Source organism: Sphingomonas sp. (genome assembly GCF_013816785.1).
GTDB lineage: Bacteria > Pseudomonadota > Alphaproteobacteria > Sphingomonadales > Sphingomonadaceae > Sphingomicrobium.
In genome coordinates this window covers 1-13,822 of sequence record NZ_JACDDV010000035.1, presented here as the reverse complement: position 1 = coordinate 13,822, position 13,822 = coordinate 1, and the positions used below count along the sequence as shown (strand labels likewise).

General features: G+C 62.6%; 17 protein-coding genes. 1 reads left to right on the top strand and 16 read right to left on the bottom strand.

The features are described 5' to 3' along the window. Window positions 1-331 precede the first annotated feature (331 nt). Window positions 332-1,069, bottom strand: coding sequence for a TrmH family RNA methyltransferase (locus H0W65_RS08370; protein WP_294006373.1), 738 nt, complete (start codon window positions 1,067-1,069; stop codon window positions 332-334). 769 nt (window positions 1,070-1,838) lie between these two features. Between H0W65_RS08370 and H0W65_RS08365 the strand changes: the two genes are divergently transcribed. Next, window positions 1,839-2,780: a hypothetical protein gene (locus tag H0W65_RS08365; protein ID WP_294006370.1), complete on the top strand. Its 942-nt coding sequence runs from the start codon at window positions 1,839-1,841 to the stop codon at window positions 2,778-2,780. A gap of 1 nt (window position 2,781) precedes the next feature. Here the strand turns inward: H0W65_RS08365 and hypE are convergent, their stop codons facing one another. The 15 genes from hypE to H0W65_RS08290 all read right to left on the bottom strand — a co-directional run. Further along, window positions 2,782-3,831, bottom strand: coding sequence for a hydrogenase expression/formation protein HypE (hypE, locus tag H0W65_RS08360; RefSeq protein ID WP_294006368.1), 1,050 nt, complete (start codon window positions 3,829-3,831; stop codon window positions 2,782-2,784). Window positions 3,832-3,842: 11 nt separating this feature from the next. Next, entirely contained in the window at window positions 3,843-4,985 is a 1,143-nt protein-coding gene (gene hypD / locus H0W65_RS08355) for a hydrogenase formation protein HypD (protein ID WP_294006366.1), read from the bottom strand. Beyond that, on the bottom strand, window positions 4,982-5,269 hold the full coding sequence (locus tag H0W65_RS08350) for a HypC/HybG/HupF family hydrogenase formation chaperone (RefSeq protein WP_294006363.1): 288 nt from the start codon (window positions 5,267-5,269) through the stop codon (window positions 4,982-4,984). The genes hypD and H0W65_RS08350 overlap by 4 nt, the downstream gene beginning before the upstream one ends. Continuing rightward, on the bottom strand, window positions 5,266-7,629 hold the full coding sequence (gene hypF / locus H0W65_RS08345; protein ID WP_294006360.1) for a carbamoyltransferase HypF: 2,364 nt from the start codon (window positions 7,627-7,629) through the stop codon (window positions 5,266-5,268). The genes H0W65_RS08350 and hypF overlap by 4 nt, the downstream gene beginning before the upstream one ends. After that, entirely contained in the window at window positions 7,619-8,119 is a 501-nt protein-coding gene (locus H0W65_RS08340) for a hydrogenase maturation protease (RefSeq protein ID WP_294006357.1), read from the bottom strand. Before H0W65_RS08340 ends, hypF begins: the two co-directional genes overlap by 11 nt. A gap of 14 nt (window positions 8,120-8,133) precedes the next feature. Continuing rightward, window positions 8,134-8,892, bottom strand: coding sequence for a Rieske 2Fe-2S domain-containing protein (locus H0W65_RS08335; protein WP_294006354.1), 759 nt, complete (start codon window positions 8,890-8,892; stop codon window positions 8,134-8,136). Further along, window positions 8,885-9,289 carry a hypothetical protein gene (locus tag H0W65_RS08330; RefSeq protein WP_294006351.1) on the bottom strand — a complete coding sequence of 135 codons (405 nt, stop codon included), beginning with the start codon at window positions 9,287-9,289 and terminating at the stop codon, window positions 8,885-8,887. Before H0W65_RS08330 ends, H0W65_RS08335 begins: the two co-directional genes overlap by 8 nt. A gap of 13 nt (window positions 9,290-9,302) precedes the next feature. Further along, complete coding sequence (locus tag H0W65_RS08325; protein ID WP_294006348.1) at window positions 9,303-9,953, bottom strand: hypothetical protein; 651 nt, start codon at window positions 9,951-9,953, stop codon at window positions 9,303-9,305. A 6-nt stretch (window positions 9,954-9,959) separates the two neighbouring features. After that, the gene (locus H0W65_RS08320) at window positions 9,960-11,840 is read right to left on the bottom strand and encodes a nickel-dependent hydrogenase large subunit (protein WP_294006345.1); all 1,881 of its coding nucleotides are present in this window, start codon (window positions 11,838-11,840) and stop codon (window positions 9,960-9,962) included. Between the two features lie 32 nt (window positions 11,841-11,872). Further along, window positions 11,873-12,145, bottom strand: coding sequence for a hypothetical protein (locus tag H0W65_RS08315; RefSeq protein WP_294006343.1), 273 nt, complete (start codon window positions 12,143-12,145; stop codon window positions 11,873-11,875). 1 nt (window position 12,146) lies between these two features. Then, on the bottom strand, window positions 12,147-12,443 hold the full coding sequence (locus tag H0W65_RS08310; RefSeq protein ID WP_294006340.1) for a hypothetical protein: 297 nt from the start codon (window positions 12,441-12,443) through the stop codon (window positions 12,147-12,149). Then, a complete protein-coding gene (locus H0W65_RS08305) occupies window positions 12,440-12,745 on the bottom strand; it encodes a hypothetical protein (RefSeq protein ID WP_294006337.1) in 306 nt (101 codons plus the stop codon). The genes H0W65_RS08310 and H0W65_RS08305 overlap by 4 nt, the downstream gene beginning before the upstream one ends. Continuing rightward, entirely contained in the window at window positions 12,745-13,095 is a 351-nt protein-coding gene (locus H0W65_RS08300) for a hypothetical protein (protein WP_294006334.1), read from the bottom strand. The genes H0W65_RS08305 and H0W65_RS08300 overlap by 1 nt, the downstream gene beginning before the upstream one ends. Continuing rightward, window positions 13,092-13,379, bottom strand: coding sequence for a hypothetical protein (locus H0W65_RS08295; RefSeq protein WP_294006331.1), 288 nt, complete (start codon window positions 13,377-13,379; stop codon window positions 13,092-13,094). Before H0W65_RS08295 ends, H0W65_RS08300 begins: the two co-directional genes overlap by 4 nt. A 19-nt stretch (window positions 13,380-13,398) precedes the next feature. Further along, window positions 13,399-13,822, bottom strand: a 424-nt coding sequence (locus tag H0W65_RS08290; RefSeq protein ID WP_294006327.1) for a hypothetical protein, incomplete at its 5' end; no start/stop codon positions are given.

Sequence of the window (13,822 nt, the reverse complement as noted above, 5' to 3'; positions counted from 1 at the left end):
CCTCAGTGACCGCGCTGCTGCGTGACTCACTGACCGGGAGTCTCCACCACCGGATTGGCAAGCTAGAAAAGTCGGTCGCAGCGGTCGCTTCAATCGTGAGAACAGCCAGGGCGCTCCTGGATAGCTGACTTTCGCCCTTAATGGTCTTTCGAAGATTTGAAAATGTCCCCGAAGGCGGCAGTTCGTTCAGTAAGGCTCATGACATAAACACGGACATGTCATGAGTTCGCGACGCGCCATATTGGCCGTTGGCGGTACGTCTAATTCGCGGGACATGGCTAGTGGAGCCAGGCGTTTCGTAGCCAGGTTCCGCGTCCGTGTTCGTGCTGCCTTAACTGGGCAAAGAAGCGGTCTGCCGCATGGCTTCGCCTAATGCGAGCGCCGCTGCAGTTGCAACGTTCATCGAGCGCACCTGCGACTGCATTGGTAGCCGTACCTTTGCATCGCAAGCTGTGGCAATCGCGGCGGGCACACCTGCGCTTTCCTTCCCGAAGAGGAGAACGTCGTCAGCCATGAAGCTGAAATCATAAGCTGACTGACGGCTTTTCGTTGTAAAAAGAATCAGTCTTTGCGGGGCGACGCTCGCCTTAAACTTGTTCGCCTCGCTCCAGATCTCGACATGCCGCTTAGGGTCGGTTGAAATCCAACGCGGCCCGCCGGTGTCAGGAATCAGATATCCTCCGCCCGTGCGATAGAAACCCGGAACGACGTCGACCTTAAAATCGGTAAACGTGATCGTGACGGCATGACCGTCGGGGCGAATCATCGGCGTCCTGGTATAGGTTTTGAGTAGTGACTTGCGAACGGCGCTCAATAGGTTGGCTTGCCCTTGCGCCGCATAGTGCCTGGGATCGAGAACAACGAAGATGTCGACATCGGCCGCTTTCAAGGGCGATATCATGGTGCTGCGACGGTAGGACCCAGTCAGAAAGGAATCGAGCACGACGAAATCCTTTTCGAGGACGGAGCGAATTGCCGTCTGACGCGTCGAGACCGTTTTCTCCTGAAGGCCTGTGATCTCAAGATTTGTGCGTAAAAGGCGGAATGCATCATCTATCGTTCTGGGCATGTCACAACATAGCAAAGGACGACCCCTTGGCTAGCGGAGATGCGTCGATTTGAAGGCCTGCGATCGAATCAGTATCGCAGAGCGGCCACGTGTTGGTACTCCCATGATTCGTGCTGATCGCGGACAAAAGCCGACCGTCGGCGTTCGGCGTTTTTTTTGAGGCTTAGCTGCCGAGTACCCATTTCACATAAATTCCGTTATCGCTGATGTCCGCTTTCGACCCACGGCAGACGAGCGCCAAATGGGGGATGACGCTGGTGCTATCGTCCTAACTTTGGGCGCCAGTTCGGGCGCGCGTTGACGTGAATTCGGATGAGCCCGATCAGCCAAAGGCCTCGCTATGCGAACCGTCCGCCGACCGTCCACTAGCCTGCCTGGCTTTAGGTTCGCTTCCGCGTAATCCGATCCATACCGCAGTTCCGACAAACAGTAGCAAGACGATGGCCAGCGGAAGTATCTCACTTGGCGCGGGAAGAGCACCCTGAACCGTCGATCCAACATCGACGGGAACGGTCGGGGGCTTGGCGCCAGGTAGTGCCATTTCCTCGCAGGCCCGCAGCACGCTCGAAAGGAGTCTGGTCGTCAGCAAGTCGAGAAAGTCGGGCATTGTATGATCCTCACCCTCAAGTTGGCATACCTACCACAGCTCGCACATTCGCGCCACTTCATCGCTCCGGGGTTGGGCGTGAACTCATGGCGAAGCGATATGAGGATGCAGCTTTTGAAAAATGGACTATCGTTCGATCGAGAGAATGATGGGGGACGGAAAATGCGAAACATCACGATTGGGTTGTGGCTCGTATTGGCGGGGGTCGCGCTCCAACTCAGCTCGCTGATCACAAATTATTTTTCCTATCGGGGAGAGCCGCAGAGCGCGTGGATGGGGCTTCCCACAACTGCCGAACTAATCCTCTTTTGCGCCGTCGTGGCCGCTATCGCGGTCGGATTGGCCGCGACCCGCCGCAGCCCCCTTACCGGCTCCAGCACCGGGCTATTGGCGAGCGCCGCCGGCGTGATCGCGGCGCTGCAACTATCCTACCGAATGATTGCGCCGCCCTTCGGCGGTGAAGTCCCGGATCACGTCACTATCCTTGGCAATTCCTGCCTCTTCTGGTGCCTTCCATCACAGGCTGAGCCGGCACAGATACTACCCGGAGCGTGGGTGGCATTAGCGGGCTGTTTATCCGTAGCGCTGGGCGGCTTGCTGCACAGCCAGTCACGCTCTGCGAAACAGACCAACGCCGTTTCGTGGGTCGCGCCGATTCAAACCGGGCTTACGCCCTGGCTCAGTCTCGCTGCCCTCGGCGCGGTCGGCCAATTGGTGTTCGGTTTTACCTTCTTCAGCTTCTTTAGAACGATTGGACGTAGCGGCACCGAAACAACCTGGAGCGGCTGGCTGCCGATGCCGCACACCGCCAGTTGGATCTTCGTCACGGCCATCGTGATCCTCCTTCTGGTCCGGGCGGCGTCGCGGCGCCGGGCGCCGCTCGAACCGTTCGCGCTCGGCGGGCTGATCGCGGCGCTGGCGGCAATCGCCAGCGTTCGCATCTGGTTTCGCATCCTGACTCCCCCGTTCGGCCCGACGACTCAGGTCGAGATACTGCCGGGTGCCTATCTCTCGCTGATCACTGCGTTGCTCTGCCTGCTTGCGGCGATCGTCCACGCCGTGCGCTTTCGCAATCTTCGCCCTGGCGAAGAAATTCGGACCTGAATCAGCATATTCGCGGCAACTGTTCTCCGATTAGCATGTCGACAATTCGCGTTCCGCCAAACGTGGTGTTCATCACTACCACGCCGGGCCGGGCTTCCGTGGCCGATCCTATTATCGCCGCCGCCTCGCCGAAGGGGTGGCAGCGCATCGCGTCGATTGCCCGACCCGCCTGTTCCTCGGGCACGAACGCGACCAGCACGCCCTCGTTGGCAAGATAGAGCGGGTCGAGGCCTAGAATTTCGCAAAAGCCGCCGACATCGGCCCGCATGGGCAGTGCGGCTTCCTCAAGGACGATGCCGACCCCCCCCGCAACGGCCATCTCGTTAAGCACCGCAGCAATTCCGCCGCGGGTCGCGTCGCGCATCGCACGCGTGGCCGGCGCGGCGGCAAGTAGCGCGTCGACCAACCTATTGAGCGGCCGGCAGTCGCTGGTCACTGCCATCTCGAGCTCGATCTCGCCGCGCGCGGCGAGGATCGCGGCGCCGTGCTCGCCGAGGCTGGCGTTGACCAGCACTAGGTCGCCGGGCCGGATGTGACGCGCCGACAGGTCGAGGCCGGGCGGAATGATTCCGATCCCGGCAGTGGTGATGAACAGCTTGTCGGCACTGCCGCGCTCGACCACCTTCGTGTCGCCGGTGACGATCGCCACGTCGGCCGAATCGGCCGCGGCGCGCATCGACGCCGCAATCGTCCGCAGAAACTCGACCTCGACGCCTTCCTCGATAATAAACGCAGCCGAGAGCCACAGCGGCGTAGCGCCGCCGACCGCCAGATCATTAACCGTTCCCCACACTGCGAGCTTACCGATGTCGCCGCCAGGAAAGACGAGCGGATCGACGACAAAACTGTCAGTGGTGAAGGCGAGCCTCCCACCACCGGCCATTCGATCGCTTACGTCTAGGCGCGCCTGATCCTCCATTTCGCCCATCGCGGGATTGTCGAACGCGGCAATGAACACATCGTCGATCAGGTCGCGCATCGCCTTGCCGCCGCCACCGTGGGCAAGAGTGATCGTCTTCGCCTTGAGCCGTCCCGACCGACGGAAAGGCATTGCAACCGTCGTCAAACCACCTGTGCCTCGCGGGCACGGGCGCCGACGTATTGGTGATAAGCGGCGCAAGCTCCTTCGGAAGAAACCATCAGCGCACCGACCGGGGTTTCAGGATTGCAGATTGATCCAAACAGTGGACAGGCGATGGGCTTGATCTGTCCCTTTAGCACGTCGCCACAGCGCGCATCGAGCGGGTCGGCCACTTCGCGGCGCTTGCCATAGCCGACGTCGAATTTTCGCTCGGCGTCCCATGCGGCGAAGGCGGGACGCATCTTGACCCCAGAGGCGTCGATTTCGCCGAGCCCGCGCCATTCGAATTTCTCGCGCGGTTCGAACACCGCGCCGATCGCCGCCAGTGCCTGGGGATTGCCGTCGCGCGAGACGATGCGGCCATATTGGTTCTCGACCTCGGCGCGGCCTTCGGCAATTTGGGTGACGACCATCAGCACCGATTGCAGAAGGTCGATCGGTTCGAACCCCGACACCACGATCGGCTTGCCATAATCGCGCGCGATGAAGTCATAGGGGCGGGTTCCGACAACCATGCTGACATGACCGGGGCCAACAAAGCCGTCGAGCCGCATGTCGGGATCATCGAGCAAGGCCTTGATCGGCTGCGGAACGGTGATGTGATTGCAGAAAAGCGAGAAGTTGCTGATCCCCTCCGTGGCCGCCTGGAGGACGGTCAGCGCGGTCGAGGGCATCGTCGTCTCAAAGCCCAAGGCGAAGAACACTACCTCCCGGTCCGGATTGCAGCGCGCGATGGCGAGCGCGTCGAGCGGCGAATAGACCAGGCGAATATCGGCGCCCTCGGCCTTGGCCTGGAGCATGCTCTTTTTCGTTCCCGGAACGCGCATCGCATCGCCGAAGGTAGCGAAGATCACTTGCGGATGCTCGGCGATCTCGATGCAATCGTCGACCCGGCCCATCGGCAGGACGCACACCGGGCAGCCGGGGCCGTGGATGAACTCGATGTCCTTGGGCACCATCTCGTGCAGCCCGTAACGGAAGATGGCGTGGGTATGGCCGCCGCAGACCTCCATGATATTGAGCGGGCGCTCGACGGTCGCCGAGGTTCGCGCCACCGCCTCGCGAATTTGGCCAAGCAGGCCTTGAGCGAGAACCGGATCGCGAAATTCATGGGCATACTTCATGCCGTCTCTCCCGAATGCTGCATCGCTGCGAGCTCGGCCTGGAGCTCGCCCATCGCGGTCAGCACCTTCATCGTCTCGGCGGCTTCGGCCTCGTCGATCCGCGCCATCGCAAAGCCGACATGGATGAGCACCCAATCGCCGATGCAGGCCGCGGCCGGATGCTCGTCGGTGACGATGCAGGTGATGTTGACCTTGCGCCGCACGCCCGCGACGTCCGCAACGGCGATCAACAGCTCGGGATCGACGATCTCGACAATTTGACCGGGCACCCCGAGGCACATCATCCGTCTCCTTGAACCGCATCGTCGCCGGCAAGGCTGCGCGCGGATGCAACCACCGCCTGCCCGAGTGCGAGCCCACCATCGTTGGCGGGAACCGCCGAATGGACGAGCACCCGCACTCCGCCCGCTTCCAGCCGGCGTTTGATTTCCTCCAAGACTATCCTGTTCTGGAAACTTCCGCCAGATAATGCGACGGCGTTCCCGGCGTCATGGTCGCGCATGAGCTGAAATGAGAAATCGGCGACGGCGATGGCCAAGCCCTTGTGAAAACGCGCCGCTATTGTTGCGTTGGATGTTCCGACCGCGAGGTCGGCGAGCAGCGCGCGCCACATCGGTGCGGGGTCGAGCCAGGTCACTCCCGATCCATTGGGCAAAACCGCGATTCCATAAGCGGCGCTGGCGGGCATCGTTTCCAGTTCGGCGCGATTGACAAGCGCCTCGAGCAGTTCGGGTGCTTCGCCCTCATGGCTTTGCGCGTCGGCCACGACCCCAAGCGCGCCCGCAACCGCATCGAACAGGCGTCCGCACGACGATGTCAGCGGTGAATTGATTCCCGTCGCGATCATGCTCGCAACGACGCGCACGGGCTTGGTCACGAGATAGCCGTGCAGTGCCGTCCCGGCGAAGTTTGCTTGAAACTCTTCCCAGCTCATGATCGCCAGGATGTGCGCCAGCGTGTTGCGCCACGGTTCGCGCACTGCCTGCGCGCCGCCTGGCATTGCGACCGGTCTGAGCGAGCCGATCCGCCGATAGCTGCGGTAGTCGGCTACCAGAAACTCGCCGCCCCAGATCGTGCCGTCATCGCCGAAGCCGAGACCGTCCAGCGCGACTCCCAGGAGCGGCGGCGCGCCCAGCGGCACTCCGTTGTCAGCGAGGCAGGCGGCGATATGGGCATGGTGATGCTGGACTCCGACGAGTTCGATCCCGTTCGTCTCGGCAATCGTCTCGCCAAGCTTGCGCGACAGATAATCGGGATGGCGGTCTACCGCGCAGACCGACGGGCGGTGATCGTAGAGCCCGAGATAAAGCTCGAGCGTTCGACGATAATCGTCGAAGGTCGGGGCATTCTCGAGGTCGCCGAGATGCTGCGAGAGGATCGCCTGGCCGTTCATTACGAGGCAGAACGTTGCCTTCAATTCGCCGCCCATGGCGATCACCGGCAAAGCTTGTTCGAAGCCCTTGGGGAGCAGCAAGGGCGCCGGCGCATAGCCACGGGCACGGCGAAGCATCGCCGGCTCGCCCGCCATTATCCGAACCACCGAATCATCGAGCCGGTTCACGATCGGGCGGTCATGATCGAGAAGATAGTCGGCGATTCCAGCGAGCCGCGCGCGCGCCTCCTCGCCGTCAGTGCATTGCGGCTCGTCCGACAGATTGCCGCTGGTCATCACCGCTGGTCGACCAAGGTCCTGCATCAGTAGATGGTGAAGCGGCGTGTAGGGAAGCATCACGCCCAACGTGGACAGGCCAGGCGCAATCGCTTCGGGGAAGGGGTCGCCGTCGGTGTCGAGCAGGACGATCGGGGCCTCGCGCGATTGGAGCAGTTGCGCTTCCATCTCGCTCAGCACGCAAAAGCGTCTCACCGTTTCGAGATCGGGCATCATCACCGCGAATGCCTTGCCGAAACGGCGCTTGCGCTCGCGCAGCATGGCGACCGCGTCAGGGTTGGTGGCGTCGCAGGCGAGGTGGAACCCGCCGAGCCCCTTGATCGCGACGATATGGCCGTCGGCAATCAATCGCGCCGTGACGCTGATCGCGTCCCCACCGGGCGGCATGTCAACCGGCTGGCCGCCACTCGTCGAAAGCGACAGCCGCGGGCCACAGCGTGAGCAGGCGATCGGCTGGGCGTGGAATCGGCGGTCGGCGGGGTCGGCATATTCGGCGCTGCATTCGGCGCACATCGGAAAGCCGCTCATCGCGGTATTGGCGCGGTCGTAGGGTGCGGCATCGATGATCGTCAGTCGCGGGCCGCAATAGGTGCAGTTGGTGAAGGGGTAGCGATAGCGTCGCTGCGATGGGTCGTTGATTTCGGAGAGGCATTCGGCGCAAGTTGCCGCGTCCGGAATGATCGCGGTAGTCATTTTCCCGGTCCGGCTCGGCGCGATGGTGAAGCCATCAAATGCCACAGTTTCGCCCAGCGCCGACGTCTCGATCGCGTCAATCCGCGCCAGCTTTGGCGCCTCCCCCGCCAGCCGCCGGGTGAAATATGCAATGTCTCCCTCCGGGCCTTCGAGGCGGATCAGGACACCCTCGCTGTCATTGAGCACCTCGCCCGACAGCTTGAGCTCGTTCGCGATGCGCCATACCGTCGGGCGAAAGCCCACTCCCTGGACCATCCCGCGGACACGCAGTTCAACCGCCATCGAACTGACCGTGAAGGCTTCGCACGAGTGCCGATGCTTCGGCCACAGCAGCGGGGATTGCGGCTTCGACCGCGGGATCCATTCCCATCCCATAGCTGTCGGCGTCGGCGACCTGGCAGCCAATGATGCGCACGATTGCCGGAAGCACGCCGACTTCCCGCGCCAGCGTCAAGGCGCGCACCGGAATGGCATAATGAGTCTCGCAGAAATAATCGCGACGCTCGTTGGCGGAGAGTTGATCAAACCCGGGCAATATCGGGTCGAGGACCAGGATTCGCCCAGGCGCGTCGCCGCGGTCAACCGCGTCGAACAGGATCAGCGCATCGTAGCCGAGCATCAATTCCTGGACCAGATGCATCCCGCCAATCCCGGTTTCGAGGCAGCGGACATGGTCGGGCAGCGGCTGGCGACGAAAGGCAGCGAGCGCCGCGACGCCGAAGCCGTCGTCCCCTTTTAACGGGTTGCCGACACCGACAATGAGGATCGGCACCGCTCCGCGCCCGCTCAGAAGGCCGGCAGATCAGGCTCGAACGGCACGCCGAATCCGATCAGCAGGCGGTCGCCGTCACGCCGCACCGGCAGGCAGATCAGGGGCTCGCCGCCGCCGAGCCGCGCGCCGCTGCGAATGTCGTAAATACAGCCGACGCCGAGCGGGCAGGCCCAGCTGTAGCTCGACAACGTTCCCCCGGTCATCGGCGCATCATGGTGAGGACAGCGCGCCTCGGCGGCGAAGGAGTCGCCGCGCACGTCGGCGACAAGGATCGGCCCCTCGTCAAATAGGCACACTTCGGCCGCTCCCGATTCGAGCGGTCGGGCAAGTGGCGCCGGGGTCCAGTGCGGCGGGTCGGGGGGCCGGCCGGCGGCGACCGGCGGCTCGCTTTGCGCGCGCTTGCCGCTGAACGGTTCGGGTTCGCCCGGTTTGGGCATGAAATCCCACACCTTGCCGCACCCAGGCTGTTCGGGCGGCAGCAGGTCGTACATTCCCATTAGCGTGCGGATCGCCGGGTCGGTCACCACTTGCTCGAGCACGCCTTCCTTGAACAGCCTGACGAGGCGGTGAAGCGCTTCGCGGTGGATCGCGTCGATGCCGTCGAGCGTGCCGAATATCTGGCCGCGCTGGTCAGCATCGCCGATTGCCTCCAGATTCTCGATCATCGCGCTGGTTTCGGCGAGCAGCGCGTCCCATTCGCCGTTGGTGCGAAACCCGACGAGCGGTTGCGGCGCCTCGCCGTCGGAGGTTGCCCGGGGATCGATTTCAGCCATGCTGGCCGTGCAAATGTCCCGCGTGAGCGTGGCCGGCGTGCGCGTGGGTTTCGCACGGCTCGTCGCCGTCGCAGCAGCCATCGACGCATTCGCCGTGGCCGGGCTGCTGAAATTCGGTGAAGGTTTCGGTGAACATCCGCGCCGCCTTGCGCTTGCCGCCGGAGGTGAAATCATAGCCGCTCGCGAGTCGGCGAAGGTCGCCGCTTTCGACCAGCGCTTCAAACGTCGCGTCGAGCCGAGACGGGTCGGCCTGGAGGAACGGCAGCACTGCCTGCGGAGTCAGCGTCGTGCCAAGCCCTTCACCCTGGTACCAGTAGCCGATCTGGAGAATTTCCTCGCGCTCCTTGAGGCGCTCGAGCGCGTCCGCGCCGCCGGTCTGTTGTTGCGCTTGAGCCATCACAGCATCCACTTCAGGCATCGATCGTCACCCAGTTGCGAATGAACGGCCGAATTCCAGCGCACTCGCTCGCCGACTTGGTTTGCGCCGTTTGGCCCGGCGCGTCGAGGGCGAAAGCGAGAGCCATTTGAACCACCGCGGCAATCACCGCCGATGGCGAAAAGCCGGAATCGCTGCCGACGCGTGCTTGATCGCCAAGACTGTCGGCGATGACCATGTTGCCGAAAGTATCGGCGGGCAGGTCAACCTCGACGCAAAAGACTTCGTCCGGCCAGACGCCGAAATGACTGCCGATGATCAGCGTATTTTCAAGGTCGACGACGCCCGTCACGGCCTCGTAGATGCGTTCCTGCATCGCCGCCCCGGGCACGGTTCCGCCTCCCCAGCGAAAGCCGCGAACTTGTCCGGGTGCCACACTGACCGCTGCCGCGCCGATCAGCACCACCCGCCTGGGACGGATCGCGCCTTCGTCCTGGAAGCGCTGAACGACGTGGATCGGGCTCCACGTCATATTCTCGACCGCGATGTCATGCCGGTTCTCGATCCGCGCCTTCAGTCCGTTCATCAGCTTTGGTCCGAGCGGGTAGCTATCAATCACCGGCGAATAACCGACGATCCCGATCAACACCTCGGCCGCTTTGGCGGGATCTTCGGACAATGCCATGACTGCTCAAGCAACTCCGCACGCACAGGTTGTCACTTCGCGCGTAATCACCCGATCGGTGCCTTCAACCATGACGTGCGTCGTGCATGGCATGCAGGGATCGAACGATCGTAGCGCGCGAAGGATGTCGATACCTTGAAAACTGTTTTCGTCAGTAAATTTACTCTCGACGATCCTGGTGTTGAGCACCGACTGTTCATAGGGACCTGGTTCGCCCCACGGCGTACGCGGGCAAGCGTTGATCGTCGATGGGGTAACGATCTGGTAATTGGCGAGAAGCCCGTCCTTGATCTCGCAATGATGGGTCAGGAAACCGCGCCCGGCTCCCCAGAAACCGACCCCGATCGAATGACCTTTCTTGGGGATTTCAAACGGTGTGGCGACTTTGGTTTCGCCGCGCTTGATGAGGTCCTGCGCACGCACCCAGTTTTCGACCGTCACCATCAGGTTGAACCCGACCGCATAAGCCCGCGCGCGATTGCGCTCGAATGCATTCCACACCGTCGGAACGCGCCATTCGATTTCCATCGCGGGAAGGTTGGCGCCCCTGGGAATGTTGAGCTTGAGGCTCTTTCCGGTCGACTGGAAATAATCGCTGTGGGGGATCTTCTGCGCCAGCGCCGAGACATAGAGCCGCGCATAGGCCCCGGCCTCGAATGTGCGCCGGTCCCAGGTCGGGGTGGTCGCCCACGAATAACGGTCCTTCCAATTCTGCTTGCCCGGACGCGGAATGGTGGTTTTGTTCCACGGGTGATTGGGGCTGAGCGGGTTGCCGAGCGGGTCGGTCTTGAACGGATAATCGTCCCATTTTTCATAGTAGCTATGCTCGACGAACTCCTCGAGCCCGACATTGATGTCGGTTAGGCGGGTGCTGACGAGCTTGCCTTCGATGACGATTCCGGGGGTCGACCACCTTTTCTCGCCCCACGCGTTACAATTTTCATAGGTGCCGTCGTAATAATTCTCATGATCCCACTGGCCATTGTCGATCATCGTCGCCGGCAACCGTCCGCAATCCATGTAGCGCGGGTCGCATTCGTAAAAGAAATCAAACACATCGTCCCAGATGCCTATGCATTTTTTGGCATAGTCGAAAAATTGCGAAATCTTGATGTAGAATTCGCTCATTGTCCGTGTCGTCAGCGTGGTCGTCACGCCGCCCGGCACGATGGTCTCGGGATGCGGATATTTGCCGCCCAGGTGGACATAGGCCTCGCGCGCGACGCGGGTCATCTGTAACGCCTCGAGGTAAAGCTTGCCGGTCAGCGGATTGAGGTCGGTCAATATTTCGCCGAGGGTCGAATAGCCGTGCATCGCCTTGTGCTTGGTCGGCGCGGTGACCGCTGTCTCCCAGATTTCGGGATTGGTCTGCTTAACCAGGGTCTCCGAATAGTCGGGACCCGACAGCACGAACAGATGGAGTGGATTGTCGTAGAGATATTCGCAGCTCAGCAGCATGTTGCGGATGACGATGCCAAGCGGCGGTGGCTTGATACCAAGGGCCATTTCGATCGCCAGCGCCGAGCAGGTTGAATGGACCCCACCGCACACCCCGCAGGCGCGCGACGAGATGAACGCCGCGTCGCGCGGGTCGCGGCCACGAAGAATGACCTCATAGCCGCGAAACAGCGTCGCGACGCTGTTGGTGTCGAGCACCTTGCCGGCTTTCAGGTCGACGCTCGAATGAAAGGCGAGCGCGCCGGCGACGCGAGTCACCGGATCGAAATCGACGTCGGCCAGCTGGCCGTTCTTGCGCGCGATGTCGGCCAGCTTGAGCTCGCGCTCCTCGGGGGTTGAAACCTGGTAGGAATAGGGGTTCTTCACCCCTTCCTTGAGCGTGGCATTGCCGTCAGCGTCGAATTCGATGGGGAGGTTTTCAAAACACATTCAGTAAGTCCTTCCATCGCGCGAAACGCGCGTCATTTGCCGGTAGCGACCGCGACGATTGCGGCGAGATTGGCATTGGCCGCGAGCAACGGCGGCGCCAGCGCCGACAACCCGCCATTGACCGTTCCGAGCTTGGCCGTGAGCGGCGCGGTGTCGTCGCGGATCTGGGTCAGCCCTCCGGCGAGGGCGGCGAGGTGGACGCGACCATTGCGCAAGGCGAGATAGATGCCGATCAGATGCCAGGCGGTGACGAGTACGACGACCAGCGCGAGCAATAGCGAGATGAGCGCGAGGACGGGGACCATCCTAGGCTCCTGCGCGCTTGGCAAGGAGCGCCGCGACGGCGCCGGTCTTGGCTTCGATTCCGTCGGCAACCGGCTTCATCGCGACCGCCCACTCGATCGTCTGGTCGAGCGCCGGCACCGCGGCGGTATTGCCGGCCACCCCGACACCCGCGGTTAGCATGTCGGCGAGATAGCCCTCGATGTTGCGCGCGGCTTTCAGCGCACGCCGTAGCAGTCCAACTGCCAACGGGACGATGACGACGGCGATCACGGCCAGCAGCGCGATCCAGATTGCCACACCGACGGGGGTCAAGGTCATTGCGGCGCTCCCTCCTGGGCGACGAGCGAAGAATAGGCCTTGCCCAAGGTGGCGTCCACCGTCATCAGTCCGCCGGCAAGATCGCCAAGCCCGTTGTTGATTCTTGGTACGGCGACCGGAAGGTGCGACGTCTCGCGCTCGATCGCGCGCAACCCGAGCCGCAGCTTGGCCAGATAGGAATCGCCGCGCCCGCCGATCGCTTCGAGCAACGGATCGATGCGCAACAAGGCGAAAGCGATGACGAGGAAGAAGCCGAGCACTGCCATCGCCGTCGCGAGCATGAGGATGGTCGAAGTCTCCATCACTTCTTCCCCAGGAAGCAGTCGGGGCAGCCGGGACAGCTCGCGGCATGCGCCTTGATCGCCTCGGCACTCGCCGCGATCTTGCCGGCGTGGCCGAGAATTGCTTCGACTCCGTCGGCAATTTCATAGGCCTTGGCGATATGGATCGTGTTGTTGGCGACGCGCTGGCCCCCGGCCCACACTTCCGCCGCGCCGCCCTTGATCCCGGCGGCGGTGGCCGCGACGAGGTGGAGCAGCAGCCATACGACCGCAGAGACGACGACCAATATGGCGATCGCCAAAATCCAGCTCGCTGCCGGGTCGGTTCCGGTGAGGAGGTCGCTGACCATCATCATCTCTCCCGTTTTCATCTTGCCGCGCTTTGCTCGTCATGCGCGCCGCTCACCGCGGCGACAATCGCTGCCGCATTGGCGTCGATGGCGGCAGCCCCGCCAAGCAGCGCGCCCGCGACGGCGTTGGTGTCGCGCAACGCCCAGACGATCCGTGTATTGGCGTCGATCTCTTGGACCAAATTCGATGCTGCAAGCGCCAGCGACCGGATGCGGCGCGCTTCGACCAATATACCGATCAGCAGTGCCGCGACGAGCAGCACCACGATGAGCGCTGCGATGAACCCGATCAGCCACAGTGACATAAGGCGTGTCCTTTGCTTGTCATTCGGCGGCCTCCGGTATCGATTGCGCGGCACCGGAGCGAGGTTCGGTTCCTTCCCACGTCGGGCGCGTATTGAGATAACGATGCGACGGCGCCTGAAGCGCCTTCTGACGCGACGACCCCGGCTTGAACTCGGTGCCCATCCGCTTCAGTCGCTCGTAGAAAAATTCGACCGCTCGCGCCGCCACCGTCGGCGAGCCTTCAACGTTGGCCCACCCGCTTGGCACCTGCTCGCTCTTGCGCCAGCGATTGGTGCGGTTGCGCGAATCCTGCGTGAATCTTCGGAGGTAGGAAATGAAGTTGCCGGTCACCCGGCTCGCGGTGGTCGACATCAATGACCCCGGCGGTTTCTTGTAGAATGGTGCGAAGGCGTCGGGGAAGCCGGGCATGGTGCAGCCGATGCAGATCCCGCCGGTGTTCATG